Raw genomic sequence first — 25328 nt, forward strand, 5'->3', positions numbered from 1 at the left:
CGATGACGTCGACGGAAGGACTGCTCGTGCCACCCGGCCACGGCCGGGTGGTACAGGCCCCTGCCCAGCACGTCACTTTCAAGGTGACCGGCTCGCACTCGCGCATGGCCTCCACCTTCGAGGTGGTCGTGCCGCCGGGCTTCGACGTCGGCGCCCATGTGCACACCCGCAGCGAGGAGTTGTTCTACGTGCTCGAGGGCGAGCTGGACGTCCTCGCCTTCGAGCCACGGGTCCGCACCCCCGACAACTGGCAGAAGTGGGAGTCCACTTCGGGCAACCGGGTGGTGCGGGCGACGCCCGGAACGGTGATCGTCGTACCCCCGGGCTGCCCGCACGCGTTCGCCAACCCGACGGACGAACCCGCGAAGATGTTCTTCCAGGCGAGCCCGCCGCCGGATCACGAGCGGTACTTCGAGGAACTGCTGGAGATCCTCGGCGGCGGGGGCCCGCCGGATCACGCGGCGATCCAGGAACTACGGGCGAGGTACGACATCGAGCAGCTGACGCCGCTCAGACACCACTAGCGGATGGGCGTGCCGGCCAGGGTCCGGGCGATGACCAGGCGCTGGATCTCGCTCGTGCCCTCGAAGATGGTGTAGATCGCGGCATCGCGGTGCATCCGCTCCACCGGGTACTCCCTGGTGTAGCCGTTGCCGCCCAGGATCTGGATCGCCTGGCCGGTGACCTGCTTGGCCGTCTCGCTCGCGAACAGCTTGGACATCGAGCCCTCGGCGGCGGTGAACGGCTTGCCGTTGACCGCCATCCAGGAGGCGCGCCAGACGAGGAGCCGGGCCGCGTCGATGGACGTCCGCATGTCGGCGAGCTGGAACGCCACGCCCTGGTTGTCGATGATCGGCCGGCCGAACTGCTCGCGCGTCTTCGCGTAGTCGAGGGCGACTTCGTACGCGGCCCGGGCGGTACCGACCGCCATGGCCCCGACCGCCGGGCGAGAGGCCTCGAACGTGGCCATCGCCGCGTTCTTCACACGCTCCCCGCCCTGCTTGGCCCTCTCCCGGGCCCGGGCGAGCCGCTCGTCCAGCTTCTCCTTGCCGCCGAGCAGGCAGGAGCCGGGAACCCGCACGTTGTCCAGGACGACCTCGGCGGTGTGCGAGGCACGGATGCCGTGCTTCTTGAACTTCTGCCCCTGGGCCAGACCCGGTGTGCCCGCCGGGACGATGAAGGACGCGTGCCCCTTGGAGCCGAGTTCCGGGTCGACCACCGCGACCACGACATGGACGTTGGCGATGCCGCCGTTGGTCGCCCAGGTCTTGGTGCCGTTGATCACCCACTCGTCCTTGGCCTCGTCGTACACGGCCCGCGTACGCATGGAGGCCACGTCGGAGCCGGCGTCGGGCTCGGAGGAGCAGAAGGCGGCGACCTTGACATCGTTGGCGTCGCCGTACATCTGGGGGATCCAGGTGCCGATCTGCTCCTCGGTGCCGTTGGCGAGGACGCCGACGGCGGCGAGGCCGGTGCCGACGATGGACAGGGCGATGCCCGCGTCGCCCCAGAAGAGCTCCTCCATCGCCATGGGGATGCCGAGGCCGGTGGGGTCGAAGTACTGCTGGGCGTAGAAGTCCAGGGAGTAGATGCCGACCTTGGCGGCCTCCTGGATGACCGGCCAGGGAGTCTCCTCACGCTCGTCCCATTCGGCGGCCGCGGGCCGGATCACATCGGCGGCGAAGCCGTGCAGCCAGTCCCGGACCTCCTTCTGTTCGTCGTTGAGCTCCATGGTGAACTCGGCCATGTCGTCCCCTCCAGCGGCGGCACACGTGCATGTTACTTGCGGTAACACCATCCTGTTACCGGTGGGTAGTCGAAGTCAACTCCTACCGACCGGTCGGCACCCGTTCGATGTGCGGTGCATGCTTGGGTGTTAGTTTGCGCTGGCGTCATCGAATCAGCACGGGTGGGGAGAGCACATGGACACCACGCAGCGGACCGATCAGCAACGGTCCGCCGACCGCCGGCGGCGTGAGCTGCTGGAGGCCGCCGACCGGGTGGTGCTGCGCGACGGCCCGCATGCCTCGATGAACGCGATCGCCGCGGAAGCGGGCATCACCAAGCCGATTCTGTACCGGCACTTCGGCGACAAGGGCGGACTTTACGCGGCCCTTGCCAAGCGGCACACGGACGCCTTGCTCGACTCACTGCGAGCGGCGCTCGACGCGCCGGCGGACCGGCGGGAGCGGGTCGAGGCGACGTTGGACACGTACCTCACGGCGATCGAGCTGCGGCCTCAGGTGTACCGGTTTCTGATGCATCCGGCGGAGGGGAGCCAGCCGGGGGATCAGGGGTTCGACGTCGGCAAGCACAGTGCGCCGTTGTTGCGGCGGATGGGTGAGGAACTCGCGCAGGTCATCGAGGACCGGCTGGATCTCGGGCCGGGCGGGCAGCAGCTGGCGCGGGTGTGGGGGCATGGGATTGTCGGCATGATGCATGCGGCCGGGGACTGGTGGCTCGGGGAACGGCCCTGTTCTCGTGCGGAGTTGGTGCGGAGTCTGGCTGACCTGTTGTGGGGTCGCCTTGCGGCTGCGGGGGATCGGGTGGGCGGTCCGGGATTCTGACCGTCGTCGTCGCGTGCGGGCCGGTGGGGGTTGTTCGCGCAGTTCCCCGCGCCCCCGGGACAACGACACTCAGACGCTCCAAGAAGCCCGGGCCACTTGTCGCATCAGCTTGCGGTGGCGCCGGCCCTTGAGATGGTCCGCGTAGATGCGGCCCTCCACATGGTCGCACTCGTGTTGCAGGCAGCGGGCGAAGAAGCCCGTGCCGTGGACGGTGACCGGGTCTCCGGTCACCGTGAAGCCCTCGACCACCGCGTGGTCGTGGCGTTCCGTGCCCGCCTCCAGGCCCGGAAGGGACAGACAGCCCTCCGGGCCCCGGACGACCACTCCGTCGGCCTCGACCAGGCGCGGGTTGACCACGTGACCCAGGTGGCGGACGTCCTCGTCGTCCGGGCAGTCGTAGACGAAGACCCGCAGCGACTCGCCGATCTGGTTGGCGGCGAGGCCGACGCCCTGGGCGGCGTACATGGTCGCGAACAAATCCTCGACGAGCCGGGCCAGTTCGGGCCCGAAGTCGGTGACCTCCGCGCAGGGCGTGTGCAGGAGCGGGTCGCCGTGCAGCGTGAGGGGTCTCACGCGGCCGTGGGCGCCGGGGATGGGGCTGTGTCGCATGGCGGCAAGAGTAAGGTCCTTGTCGGTCCGCGCCTTCCACACGAGTTCGCCACAGTGCCGCGGTTCGGGAGTGCTAATGGATCTCGATAGGCTGAGGTCCACACCACGTGGCCGTCAGGCTTCAAGGCGCGGCGCGTACGCAAGGAGGATCGAGAACTGATGGCAGGCAACTCGGACCCGCTCTCGCCGCGGGCCAAGCTGGCCGTGACCGCGGGCAAGGCGGTCGCGGCGGCATCCCGCGCCGCAGGGCGCGGCAGCGGTTCGGTGATCGGCGGCCGGGTGGCACTCAAGCTCGACCCCGACCTCCTCGCCCGGCTCGCGCAGAACCTGGACGTGATCCTGGTCTCGGCGACGAACGGCAAGACCACCACCACCCGGCTCATCGCCGAGGCCCTGCGGGCCGCCGGGCCCGTCGTCTCCAACGCGCTCGGCGCCAACATGCCGGCCGGCATCACCTCGGCGCTCGCGGGCAGCTCGGAGGCGCGCTACGGCGTGATCGAGGTCGACGAGAAGTACCTCGCCGGCGTCGCCCGGGACACCGCCCCGAAGTGCATCGCCCTGCTGAACCTCTCCCGCGACCAGCTCGACCGGGCCGCCGAGACCCGGATGCTCGCCGAGAACTGGCGGGAGGGACTCGCGGGTTCCAAGGCCGTGGTCGTGGCCAACTGCGACGACCCGCTGGTCGTGTGGGCGGCGTCCTCCTCCCCCAATGTGATCTGGGTCGCGGCCGGGCAGATGTGGAAGGACGACGCCTGGTCCTGCCCGTCGTGCGGTGGCGTGATGCAGCGTCCGGGCGACGACTGGTTCTGCGGTGAGTGCGGCTTCCGCCGTCCGACGCCGAGCTGGGCGCTGTCCGGCGACCACGTCCTCGACCCGCACGGCTCGGCCTGGCCGATCCACCTCCAGCTGCCCGGCCGCGCCAACAAGGCCAACGCCGCCTCCTCGGCCGCCGTCGCCGCCGTGTTCGGGGTGCCGCCGCAGGTCGCGCTGGAGCGCATGTACCAGGTGCAGGCGGTGGCCGGGCGGTACGACATCGTCCAGTTCCAGGGCCGTGACCTCCGGCTCCTGCTCGCGAAGAACCCGGCCGGCTGGCTGGAGACGTTCTCGCTGATCGACCCGCCGCCGACCCCGGTGATCCTCTCCGTGAACGCGCGCGGCGCCGACGGCACCGACACCTCCTGGCTGTGGGACGTCGACTACACGCGCCTGACCGGCCACCCGATCTGCGTCGTCGGCGACCGGCGGCTGGACCTGGCGGTGCGCCTGGAGGTCGCCGACCAGCACTTCCAGGTCTACGAGAACCTCGACCAGGCCGTGGCGGCGTGCCCGCCGGGCCGTATCGAGGTCATCGCCAACTACACGGCGTTCCAGGATCTGCGCCGCCGCGTCGGCAACTGAGCACGAGACGTCAGGGGACTTTTGTGAGCGACAACCAACTGCGGGTCGTCTGGATCTATCCCGACCTGCTCAGCACCTACGGCGACCAGGGCAACGTCCTCGTCGTGCAGCGCCGGGCCGTCCAGCGCGGCCTGGACGTGGCCCGGCTGGACGTGCGCAGCGACCAGCCGATCCCGACCTCCGGCGACATCTACCTGATCGGCGGCGGCGAGGACCGTCCGCAGCGGCTCGCGGCCGAGCGGCTGCGCCGGGACGGCGGTCTGCAGCGGGCCGTGGAGAACGGCGCCATCGTGTTCTCCGTGTGCGCCGGCTACCAGATCCTCGGCCACGAGTTCATCAACGACCTCGGCCAGCGCGAGCCCGGCCTCGGGCTGCTGGACGTGGTGTCGGTGCGCGGCGAGGGCGAGCGGTGCGTCGGTGACGTGCTGGGCGACATCGACCCGCGCCTCGGCCTGCCCCCGCTGACCGGCTTCGAGAACCACCAGGGCGTGACCCACCTGGGCCCCACCGCCCGCCCGCTCGCCCAGGTGCGCTTCGGCAACGGCAACGGCACGGGCGACGGCACGGAGGGCGCGTACAACGACACCGTCTTCGGCACGTACATGCACGGCCCCGTGCTCGCGCGCAACCCGCTGATCGCCGATCTGCTGCTGAAGCTGGCGCTCGACGTCAACGCGCTGCCGCCGACCGACGACCGCTGGTACGAGGCACTGCGCGACGAGCGCATCGCGGCTGCTCAGCAGCCTGCGTAGGCACTGCGTCGCAGCCTGCCCGAGGTATGCGTCAACCTGCTGGTCAACAGCCCGTCTGACGGCACATCCGCACAGGTGAGCGGGGTAGTCCAGCAGGCGGACGCGCGGTTCGGTCCCGCCCCTTCCTGACGCTAGGGTGGCGGGAATTCGAGCCGGACAACGTGGTCCGGTCCCCGGCCCACGTTGAGAAGGTATTTCGGGCTATGCGTATTGGTGTCCTCACGTCCGGCGGCGACTGCCCCGGCCTGAACGCCGTCATCCGGTCCGTCGTACACCGCGCCGTCGTGGACCACGGCGACGAGGTCATCGGCTTCCGGGACGGCTGGAAGGGCCTCCTGGAGTGCGACTACCTCAAGCTCGACCTCGACGCGGTGGGTGGCATCCTCGCCCGCGGCGGCACGATTCTCGGGTCCTCCCGCGTCCAGCCCTCCCATCTGCGGGACGGTGTGGAGCGGGCCAAGGGCCATGTCGAGGAGCTCGGCCTCGACGCGATCATCCCCATCGGCGGTGAGGGCACCCTCAAGGCCGCCCGGCTGATGTCGGACAGCGGTCTGCCCGTCGTGGGCGTGCCGAAGACCATCGACAACGACATCGCGGTCACGGACGTCACCTTCGGCTTCGACACGGCCGTAGGCGTGGCGACCGAGGCCCTGGACCGGCTGAAGACCACCGCCGAGTCCCACCAGCGGGTCCTGGTCGTCGAGGTCATGGGGCGGCACACCGGCTGGATCGCGCTGCACTCCGGCATGGCGGCCGGCGCGCACGCCATCGTCGTCCCCGAACGGCCCTTCGACATAGAGGAACTGACCCGGCGGGTCGGCGAGCGCTTCGAGGCGGGCAAGCGCTTCGCGATCGTCGTGGCCGCGGAGGGGGCCAAGCCGAAGTCCGGGACCATGGACTTCGACGAGGGCGGCAAGGACATCTACGGGCACGAGCGGTTCGCCGGGATCGCGCGGCAGCTGTCCGTGGAGCTGGAGGGGCGCCTCGGCAAAGAGGCCCGGCCGGTGATCCTCGGGCATGTGCAGCGGGGTGGTACGCCCACCGCCTACGACCGGGTGCTCGCCACGCGGTTCGGGTGGCATGCGGTGGAGGCGGTGCACCGGGGTGAGTTCGGGCGGATGACCGCGCTGCGCGGGACCGACATAGTGATGGTGTCGTTGGCCGAGGCCGTGAAGACGCTGAAGACCGTGCCGGAGGATCGGTACGACGAGGCGGAGTGTGTTCTCTGAGGTTGCCGTAGTCGGCCGGGTGCGGGCGGTTCGTGGCTTGTCGCGCAGTTCCCCGCGCCCCTAGGACGTCGTACCGCCCCCGGTCGCAAGGATGACCGGGGGCGGTTCTAGTCTTGGGGCGGACAGATTGCTGCACACCCCCACGAAACAGGAGCCGGCGGAATGGATCACAGCGGGCACGGCATGACCATGGATCTGCCGCCGTTCACGCTGGGACGAGGGCTGGAGTGGTCGGCGGACCCGTTCTTTCTCGTCGCCTGCCTGGTCGGTCTGGGGCTGTACGGGTGGGGTGTCGTGCGGCTGGTGCGGCGCGGGGACAAGTGGCCCGTGGGGCGGACGGTCGCCTTCGTCATCGGTGTGCTGACCATCGCGCTCATGATGTGCACCAAGCTGAACGACTACGGCATGGTCATGTTCAGCGTGCACATGGTGCAGCACATGGTGATCAGCATGGTGTCGCCGATCCTCGTCCTGCTCGGCGCCCCGATCACGCTGGCGCTGCGCGCGCTGCCGACAGCGGGCCGCGGGCGCAAGGGCCCCCGCGAGCTGCTGCTGATGTTCCTGCACAGCCGGTACATGCGGATCGTCACGCACCCGGCGTTCACGATCCCGCTGTTCATCGCGAGCCTGTACGGGCTGTACTTCACGCCCCTCTTCGACACCCTGATGGGCTCCAAGCCGGGGCACATCGCGATGATGGTGCACTTCTTCGCCGTCGGCCTGGTGTTCTTCTGGCCGATCATGGGCGTGGACCCGGGGCCGCACCGCCCCGGCTACCTCATGCGGATGCTGGAGCTGTTCGCGGGCATGCCGTTCCACGCGTTCTTCGGGATCGCGCTGATGATGGCGTCCGAGCCGATGGTCGAGACGTTCAAGAATCCGCCGGCCTCGCTCGGCATCGACGCCCTCTCCGACCAGAACGCGGCGGGCGGCATCGCCTGGGCGTTCAGCGAGATCCCGTCCGTGCTGGTGCTGGTCGCGCTGCTGTTCCAGTGGTACGCCTCCGACCAGCGCCAGGCCAGGCGCACGGACCGGGCCGCCGACCGCGACGGGGACAAGGAGCTGGAGGCGTACAACGCCTATCTGGCCTCGTTGAACACGCAGGGGCGCTGAAGCCCGCTCTCGTAAGGACCGTGCGCGCCGGGCGTCCACCGGGCACCATGGAGGCATCGGACCACGAGGAGGGTGTTGCGATGCCCGGTTCCACGAACGGTTCAAACTCGACCAAGACCATGGGAGTGCTCACCCTCGGTGGCCTCGTCGTGGTGACGGCCTACACGGTGGCGCTCGGAAGCAACGGCTGGCTGTGGTTCGGCTGGGTCGTCCTGGGACTGATCACCCTCGGGCTGGTGGTGACCACACGCAGCACCTGACGGCTCACTCCCGGGTCAGCCGGCCCGCCGAGTGCACGCCCGGCTGGTACTTCGGGATCCGGACGGTGATCTTCATGCCCGCGCCCGTGGCGGTCTCGATGACGAGGCCGTAGTCGTCGCCGTAGACCTGGCGGAGCCGGTCGTCGACGTTGGAGAGCCCGATGCCGCCCGAGGGGCTGACCTCGCGGGCGAGGATGCGGCGCAGCAGGTCGGGGTCCATGCCGGCGCCGTCGTCCTCGATGACGACGAGCGCCTCGGCGCCCGCATCCTGGGCCGTGATCTGAATGCGGCATTTGTCTGCTTTGCCCTCCAGGCCGTGTTTGACGGCGTTCTCGACGAGCGGCTGGAGGCAGAGGAAGGGCAGGGCGACGGGCAGCACCTCCGGGGCGATCTGGAGGGTGACGGAGAGGCGGTCGCCGAAGCGTGCCCGTACCAGCGCCAGGTAGTGGTCGATGGCGTGGAGCTCGTCGGCGAGGGCGGTGAAGTCGCCGTGCCTGCGGAACGAGTAGCGGGTGAAGTCGGCGAATTCCAGGAGCAGTTCGCGGGCACGCTCGGGGTCGGTGCGGACGAACGAGGCGATCACCGCGAGCGAGTTGAAGATGAAGTGCGGGGAGATCTGGGCCCGCAGCGCCTTGATCTCGGCCTCGATGAGGCGGGTGCGGGACTGGTCGAGGTCGGCCAGCTCCAGTTGGACGGACACCCAGCGGGCCACCTCGCCGGCCGCCCGGACCAGCACCGCCGACTCACGGGGCGCGCAGGCGACCAGGGCGCCGTGCACGCGGTCGTCGACGGTGAACGGGGCGACGACCGCCCAGCGCACCGAGCAGTCGAGGATGTCGCAGGTGAGCCGGAAGGCCTCGCCGCGGCCGGTGTCCAGGGCTCCCGCGAGGCGTTCCATGATCTCGGTGCGGTGGTGGGCGCCGTCACCGTCCCAGACCAGGACCTGTTCGCGGTCCGTGAGGCAGAGGGCGTCCGTGCCGAGCAGGGAGCGCAGTTTGCGGGCGGACTTGCGGGCGGTCTCCTCGGTCAGGCCGGCCCGCAGCGGGGGCGCGGCGAGGGAGGCGGTGTGCAGGGTCTCGAAGGTGGCGTGCTCGACGGGGGTGCCGAGGCCGCCGAGGCTCTTGGCCCGTGCGGTGCGCCGGCCCAGCCAGACCCCGGCGGCCAGCACCGGGAGCACGGCGACGCACAGCCCCGCCAGGAATCCGCTCATGGCGTCTTCACCTCCGTACGCAGTTCCTCGGGCAGGTGGAAGCGGGCCAGGACGGCCGCCGTGCCCGGGGGCACCCGGCCGGGGGTCGCCAGGGAGACCAGGATCATGGTGAGGAAGCTCAGCGGCACCGACCACAGGGCGGGCCAGGCGAGCAGGGCGTGCAGCGCGCCCTTGCCCGGGTAGCCCGCCATGGTCGCGGCGACGGCGAGCAGGGCGGAGCCGCCGCCGACCAGCATCCCGGCGGCGGCGCCGGGCGGGGTGAGCCGCCGCCACCAGATGCCGAGGACGAGCAGCGGGCAGAACGAGGAGGCGGACACCGCGAAGGCGAGCCCGACGGCGTCGGCGACCGGGAGCCCGCCGACGAGGACGCTCGCCGCGAGGGGCACGGCCATGGCGAGGACCGTACCGAGCCGGAAGTGCCGTACGCCCCGGGACGGCAGGACGTCCTGGGTGAGGACGCCCGCGACCGCCATGGTCAGCCCCGAGGCCGTGGACAGGAAGGCGGCGAAGGCACCGCCCGCCACCAGCGCGCCCAGCAGGTCCCCGCCCACTCCCCCGATCATGCGGTCCGGCAGCAGCAGGACGGCGGCGTCCGGGTCTCCGGTGAGGGTGAGTTCGGGGGCGTAGAGGCGGCCGAGCGCGCCGTAGACCGGTGGCAGGAGGTAGAAGGCGCCGATCAGGCCGAGGACCACGACGGTGGTGCGGCGGGCGGCGACGCCGTGCGGGCTGGTGTAGAAGCGGACCACGACGTGCGGCAGGCCCATGGTGCCGAGGAACGTGGCGAGGATCAGCCCGTACGTGGCGTACAGCGGGCGTTCCCCGCGGCCCTCGTCCTGCGAGGGCGACAGGTCGCCGCCGCCGCTGCGCTCGGCCGCGGGGACGGTCGCCCCCGCGGCGAAGGTGAGCCGGGTGCCCCGTTCGATGTGGTGGGTGCCGGCGGGGAGTTCGAGGCGGGTGTCGGTGTGCGTACGGGCGTCCACGGTGCCGGTCACCGTGACGGTCAGCGGTCGGTCGAGCGTGAGGGCGATGCTGTCGTCCACGCGGACGACGCGCTGTTCGCGGAAGGTGGCCGGTTCGTCGAAGGCGTGGCGCGGGGCTCCGTCGTGCTGCCAGGCGAGGACCAGGAAGAGGGCGGGGACGAGCAGGGCGGTGAGTTTCAGCCAGTACTGGAAGGCCTGCACGAAGGTGATGCTGCGCATGCCGCCGGCGGCGACGGTGGCGGTCACGACGACGGCGACGATCACTCCGCCGAGCCAGTCGGGCGCCCCGGTCAGCACGGTCAGGGTCAGTCCGGCGCCCTGGAGCTGGGGCAGCAGGTACAGCCAGCCGACGCCGACGACGAAGGCACCGGCCAGCCGACGTACCGCCTGGGAGGCGAGGCGGGCCTCGGCGAAGTCGGGGAGGGTGTAGGCGCCGGAGCGGCGCAGCGGGGCGGCGACGAAGAGCAGCAGGACCAGGTAGCCGGCGGTGTAGCCGACCGGGTACCAGAGCATCTCGGGGCCCTGGACCAGGACGAGTCCCGCTATGCCGAGGAAGGAGGCGGCGGAGAGGTACTCGCCGCTGATGGCGGTGGCGTTGAGGCGGGGGCCGACGGTGCGGGAGGCGACGTAGAAGTCGGAGGTGGTGCGGGAGATGCGCAGGCCGAAGGCGCCGACCAGGACCGTCGCGACGACGACCAGGGCGACGGCGGGTATGGCGTAGCTGGAGTTCATGTGTGCGGGCTTCAGCGGTCTTCGACGAGGCGTACGAAGTCGCGTTCGTTGCGCTCGGCGCGGCGGACGTACCAGCGGGCGAGCAGGACGAGCGGGACGTAGAGGCCGAAGCCGAGGACGGCCCATTCGAGGCGGCCGGTGCCGGGCGTCGCGGCGAACAGCAGCGGCAGCGGGCCGACGAGCAGACCGAGGATCGCGAACACGGTGAGGGCCGCGCGCAGTTGGGTGCGCATCAGGGAGCGGACGTAGGTGTGGCCGAGGGTGGTCTGCTCGTCGATCTCGGTGCGCGGGCGGTAGTAGCCGGAGGCCTCGGGGTACCTCCCGCGCGAGCGAAGCCGAGCGTGGGGGACGGTGCGGCGGGGCGGGGCGGTGACGACGACGCGGCGCTCCGTGTGGTCCTGGGGCACTGTCACGGCCTCCTCATGAGCAGGTCGCGCAGTTCGCGCGTGTGGCGCCGGCTGACCTGGAGTTCCTCGGAGCCGACGAGGACGCTGACGGTGCCCGCGTCGAGGCGGAGTTCGCCGATGTGGCGCAGGGCGACGAGGTGGCGGCGGTGGATGCGGACGAAGCCGCGGGAGCGCCAGCGCTCCTCGAGGGTGGACAGCGGGATGCGGACCAGATGGCTGCCCTTGCCGGTGTGCAGCCGGGCGTAGTCGCCCTGGGCCTCGACATGGGTGATGTCGTCGACGGCGACGAAGCGGGTCACGCCGCCGAGCTCGACGGGCAGGTGGTCGGGGTCGGGTTCGTGCACGGGTATGCGCGGGGCGGCGCCGCGCAGCTCGGCTGCGCGGCGGACGGCCTCGGCGAGGCGTTCCTTGCGGACGGGCTTGAGGACGTAGTCGACGGCCTTGAGGTCGAAGGCCTGGACGGCGAAGTCCTCGTGGGCGGTGACGAACACGACGAGCGGGGGCCGGGCGAACCCGGTGAGCAGCCGGGCCATGTCGAGGCCGTCGAGGCCGGGCATCTGGATGTCGAGGAAGACGACGTCGATCGCCTCGGGGCCGCCGGGGCCGGACTCCAGGGCGCGGTTGATGCGGCGCAGCGCCTCGGTCGCGTCGCCGGCGCCCTCCGCGCTGCCGATGCGGGGGTCCGCCTGCAGCAGGTAGAGCAGTTCCTCCAGCGAGGGGCGTTCGTCGTCGACAGCCAGGGCGCGCAGCATGAACCCGGAGTGTAGGGGCGATCCGTACGTGTGGACATGTGCTGGGGGTGCACGTTCCCGCTGGATACAGTGCCCGCATGAACAGCAGGTCCACGCCGTTCGACGAACTCGACCGGAAGATCATCACCGCGTTGATGGCGAACGCCAGGACGTCCTTCGCCGAGATCGGCACGGCGATCGGGCTGTCGGCCACGGCGGTCAAACGCCGGGTCGACCGGCTGCGTGAAACGGGTGTGATCACCGGTTTCACGGCCACGGTGAAGCCGTCGGCGCTGGGTTGGCGCACGGAGGCCTACGTCGAGGTGTACTGCGAGGGCGCGGCCCCGCCGCGGCGGCTCGCGGAGGTCGTGCGCGACTACCCGGAGATCACGGCGGCGATGACCGTGACCGGCGGCGCGGACGCGCTGCTGCATGTGCGGGCGCGGGACGTGGAGCACTTCGAGGAGGTGCTGGAGCGGATCCGCCAGGAGCCGTTCATCCGCAAGACGATCAGCGTGATGGTGCTGTCCCATCTGCTCCCGGAGAGCCCGGAGGCGGGGGCCAGCCATCCCGCGCCGGATTAGCCCCGGAGGCGGCGCAGTACACGTGCGCTGAACGGCCTCAAGACGCAGCGTTCCTGCGTGAAGACGCAACTGATGTTTCTTGTGGACCGCCTCCGTCACTTCCTACCTTGGTGTCAACCCTCAGTCACACACCGTTAGGAAGCGGAGGGACCCCTCTGTGCCCGACTCCCGTGTGCCGCGCCGGCGGCGCTACCTCGTCTGCGAACCCAGACACTTCGCCGTGCTGTACGCGATCAACCCCTGGATGCATCCCGACGAACCCGTCGATGTCATCCGCGCCCTGGACCAATGGCAGGCACTGGTGGACGCATACCGTGTCCACGGCCATACCGTGGACACTGTGAAACCGGTTCCCGGCCTGCCCGACATGGTCTTCGCCGCGAACGCGGCGGTCGTCGTCGACGGCCGCGTCTTCGGCTCCCTCTTCCACGCGCCCGAGCGCCGTCCCGAGTCCGTGCCGTACGAGGCGTGGTTCAAGTCGGAGGGCTACGACGTCTACCACCCCGAGTCCGTGTGCGAGGGCGAGGGCGACCTGGTGCCCGCCGGGCGCTGGATCCTGGCCGGGACGGGTTTCCGTACCACCCGGGAGGCCCACAGCGAGGTGCAGGAGTACCTGGGGGTGCCGGTGATCAGCCTGACGCTGGTGGACCCGTACTTCTACCACCTGGACACGGCGTTGTTCGTCCTCGACGAGGGGCACGACGGGAACATCGTCTACTACCCCGAGGCGTTCTCCCCGGGCAGCCGCGAGGTGCTGGCCCGGCTGTACCCGGACGCGGTGCTCGCCACCCGCGAGGACGCGATGGCGTTCGGGCTCAACTCCGTCTCCGACGGGCGCCATGTGTTCATCTCACCGGGGGCGACGGCCCTGGCCGGGCAGCTCGCCGACCGTGGCTACGTCCCCGTCCCCGTCGACCTGTCCGAGTTCCACAAGGCCGGTGGCGGCATCAAGTGCTGCACCCAGGAGATCCGGGAGATCCGTTCATGACCGCACCTGTCCGCAGCCGTGACTCGCAGGAGCTCATCCGCGCGGAGGAGCCGGTCCTCGCCCACAACTACCATCCGCTGCCCGTGGTCGTCGCCCGCGCCGAGGGCACCTGGGTGGAGGACGTGGAGGGGCGGCGCTACCTCGACCTGCTGGCCGGCTACTCGGCGCTCAACTTCGGCCACCGGCATCCGGCGCTGATCGAGGCGGCCCACCGCCAGCTCGACCGGCTGACCCTCACCTCGCGCGCCTTCCACAACGACCGGCTCGCCGAGTTCGCCGAGCGGCTGGCCGCGTTGACGGGCCTGGACATGGTGCTGCCCATGAACACCGGCGCTGAGGCGGTGGAGAGCGCGGTGAAGGTGGCCCGCAAGTGGGCCTACGACGTCAAGGGCGTCCCGGACGGCCGGGCGACGATCGTGGTCGCAGCGGACAACTTCCACGGCCGTACGACGACGATCGTCAGCTTCTCCACGGACGAGACGGCGCGGCAGGGCTTCGGCCCCTTCACGCCGGGCTTCCGGATCGTGCCGTACAACGACCTGGCCGCGCTGGAGGCGGCGGTCGACGAGACGACGGCGGCGGTGCTGATCGAGCCGATCCAGGGCGAGGCGGGGGTCATCATCCCGGACGACGGCTATCTGGCCGGCGTGCGCGAGCTGACCCGGCGGAAGGGATGCCTGTTCATCGCCGACGAGATCCAGTCCGGGCTCGGCCGTACCGGCGGCACGCTGGCGGTGGAGCACGAGTCGGTCGTGCCGGACATGGTGCTGCTGGGGAAGGCGCTGGGCGGTGGCATCGTGCCGGTCTCGGCGGTCGTGGCGCGCCGGGAGGTCCTCGGGGTGCTGCGGCCGGGCGAGCACGGCTCGACCTTCGGCGGCAACCCGCTGGCGGCAGCGGTCGGCACGGCGGTGGTCGAACTGCTGGAGACGGGCGAGTTCCAGCGCCGCGCGGCCGAGCTGGGCACGACCCTGCGGGACGGTCTGACCGAACTGGTCGGCAAGGGCGTCGTCGGCTTCCGCTCGCGCGGCCTGTGGGCGGGCGTCGACATCGACCCGGCCCTCGGCACCGGGCGCGAGGTCAGTGAACGCCTCATGCGGGAGGGAGTCCTGGTCAAGGACACCCACGGCTCCACGATCCGCCTGGCACCGCCGCTCACGATCACGGGCGAGGAGCTCGCGGGGGCACTCGCGGCGCTGGAGCGGGTGCTGGGATAAGGCAGCGCCACGGCCGCCCCGACCGGACCCGCCCAAGCCGCCTCCGCACGCGGGAAAGGGTGAAGATGGGGGCAAGAGGTGGTAGACCACTCTCAGCGACAGAGAGGTCGGCCGGTGGGCGCACACGAGGAGTACGGCGTTGCCCGGCGGCGGTTCGACGTGGCCGACGCCGTGCCCCTGTTGCTCGATCCGCAGGGCGTGGTGACGGGCTGGACCGACGACGCCCGGCGGCTGCTGGCCTATCCGGCTTCCGAGGCGGTCGGCAGGAAGCTGTCCGATCTGCTGGCCGCCGAGGACGCCGGGCGTGTGCCGGACCTGGTCGAGCGCTGCCGCAGGGACGGCGGCTGGACGGGGCTGCTGACGGCCCGCCGCAAGCACGGGCGGCCGGTGCGGGTCGTGGCCCGGATCACCTCGACCGAGGAGACCCACAGCGGCTCGCGCTGGCTGGTGCTCCTGTCGGAGCTGGGCCAGGCCCCCGGCTGGGACATGAGCCGTACGGTGCTGGAACGGATGGTTGCCGACGCCTCCGTCGGCATCGCCATCGTGGACACCGACCTGCGTTTCGTGTGGTCCAACACCGCCCTGGAGCAGTTCGGCGGCGGACCGGCACCGCGACGGCTCGGCCTGCGCTTCGCGGACGTCCAGCCGGGCATGGACGCCCAGGCGGTCGAGGCGCAGATGCGGCACGTCCTGGAGACCGGCGAGGCGGTCGTCGGGTACGAGCACGTGGGCCATGTGCGGTCGGCGCCGTTGCGCGAGACGGCGCACATGCTGTCGTTCACCCGGCTCGAGGACGACCGGGGCCACCCGCTGGGCGTGTACTACACGGTCGTCGACATGACCGAGCGGCACCGCGCGCGGCAGCGGCTGGCGCTCCTCGACCGGGCCGGCGAGAGCATCGGCCGCAGCCTCGACGTCATGCGCACCGCGCAGGAGCTGGCCGAGGTGGCCGTTCCGGAGGTGGCCGACTTCGTCACCGTCGATCTGCTGGAGGCGGTGCTGCGGGGCGCCGAGCCGGCTCCCGGGCCGCTCGCGGACACGGATCCGGTGGCGCTGCGCCGGGCCGGCCAGCGGTCCGCGGAGGAGGACCTCCCGCAGGGCGCCCTCGAGGTCGGCGACGTCGCGACCTACCTGGCCGGGTCGCCCCCGGTCCGCTGCCTGACCACGGGACGTTCCTGGAGTGCGGAGCGGCTCGATCCGGTGACCCGGGAGTGGGCCACGGACCTCCCGGAAGGCCGCCGGACCGTCACCTTTCTGGAGCTGGACCTGTACAGCGTGATGGCCGTGCCGATCCGGTCGCGGGGCACCACCCTGGGCGTCACCACCTTCTTCCGCCGCCACCGCCGGGAGCCCTTCGACGAGGAGGATCTTCACCTGGCCGAGGACCTCGTCGCCCGCGCGGCCGTCTGCCTGGACAACGCCCGGCGCTACACCCGCGAGCGGAACGCCGCCCTGGTGCTGCAACGCAGTCTGCTGCCCCACCGGCTGCCCGAGCAGGACGCCGTAGAGGTGGCCGCGTGCTACCGGCCGGCCGACGAGCTGACCGGCCTGGGCGGCGACTGGTACGACCTCATCCCGCTGTCCGGCGGCCGCGTCGCGCTCGTCGTGGGCGAGGTGCCCGGGCACGGGATCGACGCCGCCGCGGCCATGGGGCAGCTGCGGACCGCCGTACGAACCCTGGCCGCTCTGGATCTGCCGCCCGAGGAGGTGCTGGCCCACCTCGACGACCTGGTGGCTCGGTCGGCGCGGGAGGAGGGCGTCGAACCGGTCACGGCGGGCGCCGACGGCGCGCGGTCGTCGTCCGTGGGCGCCGGGTGCCTGTACGTGGTCTACGACCCGGTCGACGGCGGCTGCACGATGGCGGCAGCGGGCCACCCCGCCCCGGCCGTGGTCGCGCCCGACCGCTCGGTCACGTTCGTCGATCTCCCGCAGGGGCCGCCGCTCGGCGTGGGCGGTCCGCCCTTCGAGGCGGTCGAGCTGTCCCTCGCGGAGGACAGCACGCTCGCCCTGCACACCGACGGGCTGCTGGCCCGGGGCGAGACCTGGGCCGTCGACACCGGCCGGGAACGGCTGCGCGGGGCGCTGGAGCAGGCGGGTCCGCTCGAGTCGTGCTGCCTGACCGTGGTCGACGCGCTGGTCCCGGCGCGCCCGTACGACGACGTGGCCCTGCTGATGGCCCGGACGAAGCGTCTCGGCAGCGAGCAGGTCGCGGCCTGGGACCTGCCCTCCGACCCGGCCGTCGTCGCCGACGCCCGGCGCACGGCGACCCGGCAGCTGGCGCACTGGGGCCTGGACGAGCTGGTCTTCACCACCGAACTGGTGGTGAGCGAGCTGGTCACCAACGCCATCCGGTACGCCACCGGCTCGATCCGGCTCCGGTTGATCCGGGAGCGCGCCCTGGTCTGCGAGGTCTTCGACGGCGGTGCCACCGCGCCTCATCTGCGCCATCCCCGTACGACGGACGAGGGCGGGCGCGGACTGCTGCTGGTCTCCCAGCTGACCCAGCGGTGGGGCACCCGGTTCGTCGCCGACGGGAAGATCATCTGGGCGGAGCAGTCGCTGTCGGACCTCACGGAGTGAAGCCGGGGCCCGGAATCGGCCATACCGTGGGAAAATAGTCTGATCCCGGCAGTGGTGAGGCGGCCATGACGGATTCGTCGATCGAGTACGCGGCGGTGTTCCAGGCCCTGCCCGGCATGGTGGCGCTGCTGACGCCGGAGCTGGTGTACGCGGACGCCAACGAGGAGTTCATTCGGGTGTCCGGCCGCTCCCGCGAGCAGCTGATCGGCCGCTATCTGTTCGACGTCTTCCCCGACAACCCCAACGACCCGGCCGCGACGGGCATGCGCAACCTGGAGGCCTCGCTGCACCGGGTGCTGGCGACCGGGGAGCGCGACGCCATGGCCCTGCAGCGCTACGACGTCGAGGATCCCGAGCGCCCCGGGGAGTGGCATGAGCGCTACTGGAGTCCCGTGAACGCCCCGCTGGTCGGCCCCGACGGCAAGGTGGTGCTGATCCTGCACCGCGTCGAGGAGGTCACGGAGCTGATCCGGGCCCGAGGGCGGAGCCGCTCCGGGGGGAACCGGGGCAGCCGGGCCCGGGTCCTGGAGGCCGAGCTGTACACCCGCGCCCGTGAGCTGCAGGAACTCAACGACCGGCTGCGCCAGGCGCACTCCCGGGAGCGAGAGGTGGCGCTGGCCCTGCAGGAGGCGATGCTGCCCGACCGCCGTCAGGTCAGCCACCATCACCGGGCCGCCGTCCGCTACCGGCCCGCCGTGGGCGCCCTCAACGTGTGCGGGGACTGGTACGACCTGGTCGACCTGGTCGGCGGCCACCGGCTCGGGGTGTCGGTGGGCGACGTGGTCGGGCACGGACTGGAGGCCGCCGGTGTCATGGGCCAGCTGCGCAGCGCGCTCAGCGCGGCCTCCCGGGTCGCCGAGGGCCCGGCCCAGGCGCTGGACGTGCTGGGGCGCTACGCGCACGTGGTCGCGGGCGCCGAGTCGGCGACCGCCGTGACGACCTTCATCGATTTCGACCGGCGCGCCATCACCTACAGCAGTGCCGGCCATCCCCCGCCCGTGCTGGTGCACCCCGACGGCTGCGCGGAGCTGCTCGACGGGGCCACCGACACCCCGCTCGACGCCCGCCCCGACCCGATTCCCAGACCTCAGGCGGACACCTCGTACACGCCGGGCGCCACCCTCGTGCTCTACACCGACGGACTGATCGAACGGCGCGGCGAGGACATCGACACCGGTCTGAGCCGCCTCGCCGACGCGCTGGCCCGGCACCGGGACCAGGACCCCGAGGCCCTCGCCGACACCGTCCTGCTGGAACTGCTGCCGCACGGCGGCGCGACGGACGACACCGCGCTGGTCATCGTGCGGCTGTGACCAGGGGCCAGGCGCCCTACAGCCGGTTCCGTCCGTGATCGAGCAGCCTGACGCGGTCCACGTTCTGCCGGTCCTCGGTGTCACCGCTGGGCTCGCCCGCGAACCACGCGTCGAGGATCTCCGTCAGCAGCGGCTCGGACGTCAGCCGCAGGCTGAGCGCGAGGACATTGGCGTCGTTCCAGCGGCGGGCCCCGTCGGCCGTGTAGGCGTCCGTGCACAGGGCGGCCCGTACTCCGGGCACCTTGTTCGCCGCGATCGAGGCGCCCGTGCCGGTCCAGCAGCACACCACGGCCTGGTCCGCCGTCCCGTCGGCGACCTCGCGGGCCGCGGCCTCGGAGCACACCGCCCACTGCGGGTCGCCCCCGGAGCGCAGCGCGCCGTGCGGGCGCACCTCGTGCCCTCGGCCCCGCAGCGCGGCCACGAGGGCGCGGGCGACGGGCTCGTCCATGTCCGAGGAAACAGAGATCCGCATGCCCGCAGACTACTCGGCAGGGCCGCAAGAACCAGCGGTTGGCCAGGCACCCTTCGTATCCCGGCCATGCCACCCGTCCGGCTTGCCGATCATCCGTACGGACCAGCACGCTGGTCCCGCGGCCCTCCCCAGCCGCATGAGCACCACCGGACACCGCGGCGCGACTGACTGACCGTCAGTCAATAGGTGAAGGATCGGCGAGGTCCCGCCGCGCGAGGTGCCCGGTGACTGCGCCTGCACCTACACTGGCACCCCACGACACGCCGGTTGACCTGCTGGAACGCGGCGGTTGAGTCCACCGCCAGAGTCGAGGAGCGCCCGCTTTGTTCTATTACCTGCTGAAATACGTGCTGCTGGGTCCGCTGCTGCGACTGGTCTTCCGGCCTCGGATAGAGGGTCTGGAGCACGTTCCGTCGGAGGGCGCCGCCATCGTCGCCGGCAATCACCTGTCGTTCTCGGACCACTTCCTGATGCCCGCGATCCTCAAGCGGCGCATCACCTTCCTCGCGAAGGCCGAGTACTTCACGGGCCCGGGCCTCAAGGGACGGCTGACGGCCTTCTTCTTCCGCAGCGCGGGGCAGATCCCGGTCGATCGTTCGGGCAAGGACGCGGGCCAGGCCGCGATCCGCGAGGGCCTCGGCGTGCTGAGCAAGGGCGAGTTGCTCGGCATCTACCCCGAGGGCACGCGCTCGCACGACGGCCGTCTCTACAAGGGCAAGGTCGGTGTCGCCGTGATGGCCCTCAAGGCCGGCGTCCCGATCATCCCCTGCGCGATGATCGGCACCTTCGAGGCCCAGCCGCCCGGCAAGGTCATCCCCAACATCCACCCCGTCGTGATCCGCTTCGGCAAGCCCCTCGACTTCTCCCGCTACGCCGGCATGGAGAACGAGAAGGCCATCCTGCGCGCCGTCACCGACGAGCTCATGTACGCGATCCTCTCCCTGTCCGAGCAGGAGTACGTCGACCAGTACGCGGCCGTCGTGAAGGCCGAGGAGGCCGCCGCCGCGAAGGAGCGGAAGTTCCCGCGCATGCCGCTCAGTTGAGGCCTCTGCTGTCGGCAGATCCGCAGACGGCCCGGCCCCCGGCCGCCGTACGGTCGTCGTATGACACGTGCTGTGGTGATCGGAGCGACGGGACAGATCGGACGGGTGGCCGTGGGGGCGCTGGCCCGGGACGGCTGGGAGGTGACGGCCGTCTCGCGCGGTGGCGGCCGGCACCCTCAGTGGCCGGACGGCGTACAGGCCGTGCGGGCCGACCGGGAGGACGACGCGGCGCTGTCCGCGGCGGTCGGCGACGGCTGCGACGTCCTGGTGGACATGGTGGCGTTCGACGCCGGGCACGCACGGCAGTTGACGGGGCTGGCCGGGCGGGTCGGCTCGGCCGTGGTGATCTCCAGTGTGTCGGTGTACGAGGACGACCGGGGCCGCGGCTTCGACACGCAGAACGAGCCCGACGGCTTTCCCGAGTACCCGCTGCCGCTGACGGAGGCTCAGCGCACGGTGCGCCCGGGCGACGCCTCGTACAGCACCCGGAAGGCGGCGCTGGAGCGCGAACTCCTCGCGGCGGGCGACCGGTTGCCGGCCACGCTGCTGCGCGCGGGCGCCATCCACGGGGCGTACTGCCGGACCCCGCGCGAGCTGTACATGGTGAAGCGCAACCTCGACGGCCGGCGCCGGCGCGTGCTCGCCTACGGCGGCGAGAGCCGGTTCCATCCGGTGAGCGTCCACACGCTCGCCGAGCTGATCCGGCTGGCCGCGGCCCGGCCGGGCGCCCGCGTCCTGAACGCCGTGGACCCGGACGCGCCGACGGTGGCCCGGATCGCGGCGGAGATCGACGCGGCGATGGGGGTGCGGACCGAGGACGTGCTCGTCGACGGCCCGCCGCCCGCCCCCGGCGTGGGCGAGACGCCCTGGTCGGTGCCGGCGCCCGTGGTCTGCGACATGTCGGCGGCGGAACGCGAACTGGGCTACCGGCCGGTGGCGCGGTACGCGGACACCCTGCCGGAGACGATCGCCTGGATCGAGGAACAACTCGCCGGGCGGGACTGGCGGGAGGCGTACCCGAAGATGGTCCAGGCGTACGGCGACCTCTTCGACTACGCGGCAGAGGACACCTGGCTGGCGGAAAGGGACGGCTGAGGGGGCGGCCGAACGACCGCCCCCCCCCCGGCCGCTATTACGGCTTGGGCGTGGCGTGCGGTGAGCAGGTCACATCGCGACGGTCCAGCTCGCCGGTGAGCAGGTAGCTGTCCACCCGCTCGTTGACGCACGGGTTGACCAGCCCGGTGACGCCGTGCGAACCGGCGCCCTTCTCGGTGATCAGGCGGGACCCCTTGAACCGCTTGTGCAGTTCGACGGCGCCCTCGTACGGCGTGGCCGCGTCGTGGTCCGACTGGACGATGAGCACGCCGGGCAGGCCCTTGCCGCTCTTGACGTCCAGCGGCGTCCGCTGCTTGGCAGGCCAGGTGGCGCACGGCAGGTTCATCCAGGCGTTGGCCCAGGTCATGAACGGGTGGTCCTTGTGGAGCCGGGTGTTGTCCCGGTCCCATGTGCGCCAGTTGGTGGGCCACTTGGCGTCGGCGCACTCCACGGCCGTGTAGACGGCGTTGCCGTTCTCGGCGGAGGCGTTGCCCGCGGTGTCGGACGGGTCGGGGGCGGCGGCGTCGACGAGCGCCTGGGTGTCTCCGGCGACGTACTTGCTGAAGACCGAGGCGACCGGGGCCCACGAGGAGTCGTAGTAGGGGGCGCTCTGGAAGAAGGAGATCAGCTCGGCCGGGCCGACGACCCCGCCGAGGGGGTTCTTCTTCGCCGTGGCGCGCAACTGGAGCCACTTCTCCTGGACGGCGGCGCGGGTGGTGCCGAGGTGGTAGGTCGCGTCGTTCGCGGCGACCCAGTCCTGCCAGTCCTTCCAGCGGCCCTCGAAGGCGACGTCCTGGTCCAGGTTGGCCTGGTACCAGATCTTGTCCCGGGACGGGTTGACGACGCTGTCCACGACCATGCGGCGCACATGGCCCGGGAACAGGGTGCCGTAGACGGCGCCGAGGTAGGTGCCGTAGGAGACGCCCAGGAAGTTGAGCTTCTTCTCGCCGAGGGCGGCGCGGATGACGTCGAGGTCACGCGCGGTGTTCGGCGTGGTCATGTGCGGCAGCATCGCGCCGCTGCGGTCGTTGCAGCCCTCGGCGTACTCGCGGGCCAGCTTGCGCTGGGCGAGCTTGTCGGCCTCGGAGTCGGGCACCGGGTCCATCTTGGGTGCCTTGACGAACTCCTGCGGGTCGACGCAGGAGATGGGCGCCGACTTGCCGACGCCGCGCGGGTCGAAGCCCACGAAGTCGTAGGCCTTGGCGGCGTTGGCCCACACCGGGTTCTTGCCGGTGACCCGGGCGGGGAAGCGCAGTCCGGAGCCGCCGGGGCCGCCGGGGTTGTAGAGGAGCGCGCCCTGCCGCTCGGCCTTCGTGCCCGTGTTGCCGATGCGGTCGACGGCGAGCTTGATCTGCTTGCCGTGCGGCTTGGCATAGTCGAGCGGCACCGTGACGTACCCGCACTGGATCGGCTTGGCCAGATTCCAGTCGGCGGGGCAGTCCTGCCAGTCGATACCGGCCTTCGCGGCCCGGGCGGCGGCGACCGCGGCGCCCCGGGCCTCGCGGTCCTGGCCGTGGCGGGTGCCCGCGCTGGCGTTCGCCGAGGGCGCCGCGACGGCGCCGGCTATCAGCGTGGCCGTGACGAGCGCTCCGGCCGAACCGAGCGCCGCCACCCGCCTCTTCGGTCTCGTACCCCTCAAGGGGGACCTCCCCGTACATCGTTGCGATCAGTACGGGGATCCTCGCGGCTGTGAGGTCGCTGAGAACAGGGTCCGTCGCGCTTCTTTGCCAATCCGATAAACGGAGAAGGGATTCTGCTCTACGGACGCCCGTGCGGGCGCCTACTCGAGAGACGTCAGCGCCTCGTCGAGCAGCCGCCGCAGCCGCAGCGCGTCCGGCGCCACGGCGGTCACCAGTGCGGCGGGCCCGGCGAGCGGCACGACCGAGGCCCCCTCGCCCAGTGTCCGGGCCGTCACCGGCTCGGTGGCGAACTCCGGCCGTACGACGACCAGTTGCCCGACCGCCCGGTGTCCCGCGAGCACGGCGGGCCCGTCCCAGCCGCCCGGCGCGCCGGGCCCGCAGGCCAGCTCCTGGTCGAGCACGGACCGCTCGGCGATCCGCACGGTCAGACGGCTCGTCAGCCGTCCGGGTTCCTCACCGGCGCGCCCGAGCACCTGCTCCTCGCGCAGCACGAGCCGGGCGGTGGCGGCGAGGTCGACGCGGGTCGTGACGTACAGGTCGCTGCCCTGGGCGGAGATCAACTGCTCCGGCAGCCAGTGCAGTTCGGCACCGTCGGCGACGCCGATCCGCACGTCGTAGCGTGCCTCGCTCTTCGCCTGCCCCGGCAGCGCGATGGTGGCGGCGGCCGACCCGACCGACAGCCGGGCCCCCTCCTCCACCCGGGCCTCCACGGTGAAGTGGTCGCCGCCGAGCGGCCCGCTCATCGCCCCGACGAGCATGACCCGCGCCTCGGAGCCACTGGCCCTGGTCCGCCGCAGCGCCAGAGGTCCGTCGCTCTCCAGCACGGGCAGGGAGGTCCCGCCCCGGCCGTCGTCCCGGGCGACGATCCGCGCCACGGACCGCACCCCGGCACCGTGCACGCTCACGCCGTCCACGCGGCGAGCTGTGCCCGCACCCAGGCGGCGACCTCCGTCACCCCGGACTCGCTCCGCAACGACTGGAAGACGACCGGTAGTTCGGCCCGCTGGGCCTTGGCGTCGGCCGCCATGCGCGCGAGGTCGGAGCCGACGTACGGTGCGAGGTCGGTCTTGTTGACGACGAGCAGGTCGGCGGTGGTCACGCCCGGCCCGCCCTTGCGCGGGATATCATCGCCCCCGGCCACGTCGATCACGAAGACCTGTGCGTCGACGAGCCCCTTGGAGAAGGTCGCGGTGAGGTTGTCACCGCCGGACTCCACGAGGACCAGATCCAGTGGTCCGACGGCGTCCTCCAGGTCCTCCACCGCTTCCAGGTTGGCGGAGATGTCGTCCCGGATCGCGGTGTGCGGGCAGGCCCCCGTCTCCACTGCGGTGATCCGCTCGGGCGGCAGCACGGCTTCCCGGAGCAGGAACTCGGCGTCCTCCCGGGTGTAGATGTCGTTGGTGACGACCGCGAGCGACAGCTCGTCCCGCAACGCCCGGCAGAGCGCGGCGACGGTGGCGGTCTTCCCGGACCCGACGGGTCCGCCGAGGCCGATACGGAGCGCTCTGCGGGTGCCGTCAGGCCGACGGGCGTCGGCACTTACGGCGGTGGAACTGTCGTGGTTGTGGTCGAGGTGCATGGTGCGGCTCCTGGTGGGGCGGGCCCTGGTTTGGGGCGACCGGGTTCGGGTGGCGGGCGCGGGTGTCGGGGTGCGGGTGAGTGGGGGCTGGTCGCGCAGTTCCCCGCGCCCCTGGGGGAGATGGTCTACGGGACGTTCAGAGTGCAGCTATGACGCGAACAGCCGTACCGGCCACCCCGCATGCGCCTCCGCTCCGATCTCCAGCAGCGGTGCCGAGCCCGCCGGCAAGGCGTCCACCCCCTCGTCGACGACTCTCCGCGCCGCCTCCACCGCCCGGTCCACGACCTGGTCCATTTCCGGCGCCAGCCGGGCCAGCACGCCCGTCGCGTCGAAGGGATCCAGGCTCAGCAACCGCACCGTCGCCGTGGCGGGGCCGCTCACGCTCTCGTACGCCGCGCAGTACGCCGCGTCGACCGGCCCCAGTCCGGCCGCCCGCGCCGTCAGTCCGAGCACCACCGGCTGATGGGCCCCCTTGGGGAACTCCCGTGCCAGCGCGTCCAGTTCGGTGGACGGCCAGGTCGACCGGGCGGCCCGCATCAGCTGGCGCCCCAGCCTCCGCGCGGCGACCCGCAGCGCGGGCGACGGCGTACGGGCGTCCGCGGCACGGTCCAGCGCGACGGGGTCGATCCCGAGCGCGGCAGCGGCGGAGAGCGCCGCTGCCACCGATCCGGCCGTGTGCAGACGCCCCCGGCAGAAGTCCGCGAGGCTCGCCGCCCCCTTGATCCGCCCGGCCTTGACCGCGGCCTCGGCCCCGCCGGAGTGCGCGTGGCCGCCGGCGGGAAAACGTCCGTCGGCCAGGACGAGAAGCGCTGCTCGTGACATCAGGGCGTCC

The 25328-nt window shown here is 71.7% G+C and carries 25 protein-coding genes; 14 read left to right on the forward strand and 11 right to left on the reverse strand.

Translation table 11 applies throughout. The features are described 5' to 3' along the window. The first annotated feature begins 2 nt into the window (after positions 1-2). Positions 3-524 carry a cupin domain-containing protein gene (locus tag OHU35_RS06115; protein WP_189724378.1) on the forward strand — a complete coding sequence of 174 codons (522 nt, stop codon included), beginning with the start codon at positions 3-5 and terminating at the stop codon, positions 522-524. Here the strand turns inward: OHU35_RS06115 and OHU35_RS06120 are convergent. Continuing rightward, entirely contained in the window at positions 521-1747 is a 1227-nt protein-coding gene (locus tag OHU35_RS06120) for an acyl-CoA dehydrogenase family protein (RefSeq protein ID WP_189724379.1), read from the reverse strand. The genes OHU35_RS06115 and OHU35_RS06120 overlap by 4 nt on opposite strands. A gap of 175 nt (positions 1748-1922) precedes the next feature. On the opposite strand from OHU35_RS06120, the gene OHU35_RS06125 reads away from it, so the two are divergent. Next, entirely contained in the window at positions 1923-2567 is a 645-nt protein-coding gene (locus OHU35_RS06125; RefSeq protein ID WP_189724380.1) for a TetR family transcriptional regulator, read from the forward strand. 69 nt (positions 2568-2636) lie between these two features. On the opposite strand, the gene def is transcribed toward OHU35_RS06125, so the two are convergent. Next, positions 2637-3176, reverse strand: a complete 540-nt coding sequence (gene def, locus OHU35_RS06130; RefSeq protein ID WP_189724381.1) for a peptide deformylase — start codon at positions 3174-3176, stop codon at positions 2637-2639. Between the two features lie 159 nt (positions 3177-3335). Between def and OHU35_RS06135 the strand changes: the two genes are divergently transcribed. The 5 genes from OHU35_RS06135 (at position 3336) to OHU35_RS06155 (ending at position 7928) form a co-directional block, all read left to right on the forward strand. After that, a complete protein-coding gene (locus OHU35_RS06135) occupies positions 3336-4574 on the forward strand; it encodes a MurT ligase domain-containing protein (RefSeq protein ID WP_189724382.1) in 1239 nt (412 codons plus the stop codon). 23 nt (positions 4575-4597) lie between these two features. Continuing rightward, complete coding sequence (locus OHU35_RS06140; protein WP_189724383.1) at positions 4598-5326, forward strand: type 1 glutamine amidotransferase; 729 nt, start codon at positions 4598-4600, stop codon at positions 5324-5326. A 203-nt stretch (positions 5327-5529) separates the two neighbouring features. Further along, on the forward strand, positions 5530-6555 hold the full coding sequence (locus OHU35_RS06145; RefSeq protein ID WP_189724384.1) for a 6-phosphofructokinase: 1026 nt from the start codon (positions 5530-5532) through the stop codon (positions 6553-6555). A 162-nt stretch (positions 6556-6717) separates the two neighbouring features. After that, positions 6718-7668, forward strand: a complete 951-nt coding sequence (locus OHU35_RS06150) for a cytochrome c oxidase assembly protein (protein ID WP_189724385.1) — start codon at positions 6718-6720, stop codon at positions 7666-7668. A gap of 80 nt (positions 7669-7748) precedes the next feature. Next, a complete protein-coding gene (locus OHU35_RS06155; RefSeq protein ID WP_189724386.1) occupies positions 7749-7928 on the forward strand; it encodes a hypothetical protein in 180 nt (59 codons plus the stop codon). Positions 7929-7932: 4 nt separating this feature from the next. Here the strand turns inward: OHU35_RS06155 and OHU35_RS06160 are convergent, their stop codons facing one another. From OHU35_RS06160 to OHU35_RS06175, 4 genes are read right to left on the reverse strand one after another with little or no spacing between them, the layout of a single operon-like run. Then, positions 7933-9138, reverse strand: coding sequence for a sensor histidine kinase (locus OHU35_RS06160; RefSeq protein WP_189724387.1), 1206 nt, complete (start codon positions 9136-9138; stop codon positions 7933-7935). Beyond that, positions 9135-10850, reverse strand: a complete 1716-nt coding sequence (locus OHU35_RS06165; RefSeq protein WP_189724388.1) for a cation acetate symporter — start codon at positions 10848-10850, stop codon at positions 9135-9137. Before OHU35_RS06165 ends, OHU35_RS06160 begins: the two co-directional genes overlap by 4 nt. A gap of 11 nt (positions 10851-10861) precedes the next feature. Beyond that, positions 10862-11257, reverse strand: coding sequence for a hypothetical protein (locus OHU35_RS06170; protein WP_189724587.1), 396 nt, complete (start codon positions 11255-11257; stop codon positions 10862-10864). A gap of 2 nt (positions 11258-11259) precedes the next feature. Continuing rightward, on the reverse strand, positions 11260-12009 hold the full coding sequence (locus tag OHU35_RS06175; RefSeq protein ID WP_184599228.1) for a LytTR family DNA-binding domain-containing protein: 750 nt from the start codon (positions 12007-12009) through the stop codon (positions 11260-11262). A gap of 77 nt (positions 12010-12086) precedes the next feature. Here OHU35_RS06175 and OHU35_RS06180 point away from each other — a divergent pair, with 77 nt between their 5' ends. From OHU35_RS06180 to OHU35_RS06200, 5 genes are all read left to right on the forward strand, one after another. Next, positions 12087-12572, forward strand: a complete 486-nt coding sequence (locus tag OHU35_RS06180; RefSeq protein ID WP_189724389.1) for an Lrp/AsnC family transcriptional regulator — start codon at positions 12087-12089, stop codon at positions 12570-12572. A 157-nt stretch (positions 12573-12729) separates the two neighbouring features. Then, entirely contained in the window at positions 12730-13560 is an 831-nt protein-coding gene (ddaH, locus tag OHU35_RS06185; RefSeq protein ID WP_189724390.1) for a dimethylargininase, read from the forward strand. Continuing rightward, the gene (gene rocD, locus OHU35_RS06190) at positions 13557-14774 is read left to right on the forward strand and encodes an ornithine--oxo-acid transaminase (RefSeq protein ID WP_189724391.1); all 1218 of its coding nucleotides are present in this window, start codon (positions 13557-13559) and stop codon (positions 14772-14774) included. Before ddaH ends, rocD begins: the two co-directional genes overlap by 4 nt. A gap of 114 nt (positions 14775-14888) precedes the next feature. Further along, complete coding sequence (locus OHU35_RS06195; protein WP_189724392.1) at positions 14889-17354, forward strand: SpoIIE family protein phosphatase; 2466 nt, start codon at positions 14889-14891, stop codon at positions 17352-17354. Between the two features lie 65 nt (positions 17355-17419). After that, the gene (locus OHU35_RS06200; protein WP_189724393.1) at positions 17420-18667 is read left to right on the forward strand and encodes a PP2C family protein-serine/threonine phosphatase; all 1248 of its coding nucleotides are present in this window, start codon (positions 17420-17422) and stop codon (positions 18665-18667) included. 16 nt (positions 18668-18683) lie between these two features. Here OHU35_RS06200 and OHU35_RS06205 read toward each other — a convergent pair whose 3' ends face one another. After that, positions 18684-19139, reverse strand: a complete 456-nt coding sequence (locus OHU35_RS06205; protein WP_189724394.1) for an RpiB/LacA/LacB family sugar-phosphate isomerase — start codon at positions 19137-19139, stop codon at positions 18684-18686. Between the two features lie 323 nt (positions 19140-19462). Here OHU35_RS06205 and OHU35_RS06210 point away from each other — a divergent pair, with 323 nt between their 5' ends. Both OHU35_RS06210 and OHU35_RS06215 read left to right on the forward strand, forming a co-directional pair. Further along, positions 19463-20182: a 1-acyl-sn-glycerol-3-phosphate acyltransferase gene (locus OHU35_RS06210; protein ID WP_189724395.1), complete on the forward strand. Its 720-nt coding sequence runs from the start codon at positions 19463-19465 to the stop codon at positions 20180-20182. Positions 20183-20242: 60 nt separating this feature from the next. Further along, a complete protein-coding gene (locus tag OHU35_RS06215; RefSeq protein WP_189724396.1) occupies positions 20243-21277 on the forward strand; it encodes an NAD(P)-dependent oxidoreductase in 1035 nt (344 codons plus the stop codon). A gap of 37 nt (positions 21278-21314) precedes the next feature. On the opposite strand, the gene OHU35_RS06220 is transcribed toward OHU35_RS06215, so the two are convergent. From OHU35_RS06220 to OHU35_RS06235, 4 genes are all read right to left on the reverse strand, one after another. After that, positions 21315-22916, reverse strand: coding sequence for an alpha/beta hydrolase (locus OHU35_RS06220; RefSeq protein ID WP_189724397.1), 1602 nt, complete (start codon positions 22914-22916; stop codon positions 21315-21317). A 141-nt stretch (positions 22917-23057) separates the two neighbouring features. Beyond that, on the reverse strand, positions 23058-23831 hold the full coding sequence (locus tag OHU35_RS06225; protein ID WP_189724398.1) for an urease accessory protein UreD: 774 nt from the start codon (positions 23829-23831) through the stop codon (positions 23058-23060). Further along, positions 23819-24496, reverse strand: coding sequence for an urease accessory protein UreG (gene ureG, locus OHU35_RS06230; RefSeq protein WP_189724399.1), 678 nt, complete (start codon positions 24494-24496; stop codon positions 23819-23821). The genes OHU35_RS06225 and ureG overlap by 13 nt, the downstream gene beginning before the upstream one ends. A gap of 147 nt (positions 24497-24643) precedes the next feature. Then, positions 24644-25318, reverse strand: coding sequence for an urease accessory protein UreF (locus OHU35_RS06235; RefSeq protein ID WP_189724400.1), 675 nt, complete (start codon positions 25316-25318; stop codon positions 24644-24646). Positions 25319-25328: the final 10 nt, after the last annotated feature.

Source organism: Streptomyces purpurascens (assembly GCF_045040895.1).
GTDB lineage: Bacteria > Actinomycetota > Actinomycetes > Streptomycetales > Streptomycetaceae > Streptomyces > Streptomyces purpurascens.

Coding starts and splice junctions, on each gene's coding strand:
- OHU35_RS06115 (WP_189724378.1), top strand. CDS start 3: ATGACGTCGACGGAAGGACTGCTCGTGCCACCCGGCCACGGCCGGGTG.
- OHU35_RS06120 (WP_189724379.1), bottom strand. CDS start 1,747: ATGGCCGAGTTCACCATGGAGCTCAACGACGAACAGAAGGAGGTCCGG.
- OHU35_RS06125 (WP_189724380.1), top strand. CDS start 1,923: ATGGACACCACGCAGCGGACCGATCAGCAACGGTCCGCCGACCGCCGG.
- def (WP_189724381.1), bottom strand. CDS start 3,176: ATGCGACACAGCCCCATCCCCGGCGCCCACGGCCGCGTGAGACCCCTC.
- OHU35_RS06135 (WP_189724382.1), top strand. CDS start 3,336: ATGGCAGGCAACTCGGACCCGCTCTCGCCGCGGGCCAAGCTGGCCGTG.
- OHU35_RS06145 (WP_189724384.1), top strand. CDS start 5,530: ATGCGTATTGGTGTCCTCACGTCCGGCGGCGACTGCCCCGGCCTGAAC.
- OHU35_RS06150 (WP_189724385.1), top strand. CDS start 6,718: ATGGATCACAGCGGGCACGGCATGACCATGGATCTGCCGCCGTTCACG.
- OHU35_RS06155 (WP_189724386.1), top strand. CDS start 7,749: ATGCCCGGTTCCACGAACGGTTCAAACTCGACCAAGACCATGGGAGTG.
- OHU35_RS06160 (WP_189724387.1), bottom strand. CDS start 9,138: ATGAGCGGATTCCTGGCGGGGCTGTGCGTCGCCGTGCTCCCGGTGCTG.
- OHU35_RS06165 (WP_189724388.1), bottom strand. CDS start 10,850: ATGAACTCCAGCTACGCCATACCCGCCGTCGCCCTGGTCGTCGTCGCG.
- OHU35_RS06175 (WP_184599228.1), bottom strand. CDS start 12,009: ATGCTGCGCGCCCTGGCTGTCGACGACGAACGCCCCTCGCTGGAGGAA.
- OHU35_RS06180 (WP_189724389.1), top strand. CDS start 12,087: ATGAACAGCAGGTCCACGCCGTTCGACGAACTCGACCGGAAGATCATC.
- rocD (WP_189724391.1), top strand. CDS start 13,557: ATGACCGCACCTGTCCGCAGCCGTGACTCGCAGGAGCTCATCCGCGCG.
- OHU35_RS06200 (WP_189724393.1), top strand. CDS start 17,420: ATGACGGATTCGTCGATCGAGTACGCGGCGGTGTTCCAGGCCCTGCCC.
- OHU35_RS06205 (WP_189724394.1), bottom strand. CDS start 19,139: ATGCGGATCTCTGTTTCCTCGGACATGGACGAGCCCGTCGCCCGCGCC.
- OHU35_RS06215 (WP_189724396.1), top strand. CDS start 20,243: ATGACACGTGCTGTGGTGATCGGAGCGACGGGACAGATCGGACGGGTG.
- ureG (WP_189724399.1), bottom strand. CDS start 24,496: ATGCACCTCGACCACAACCACGACAGTTCCACCGCCGTAAGTGCCGAC.
- OHU35_RS06235 (WP_189724400.1), bottom strand. CDS start 25,318: ATGTCACGAGCAGCGCTTCTCGTCCTGGCCGACGGACGTTTTCCCGCC.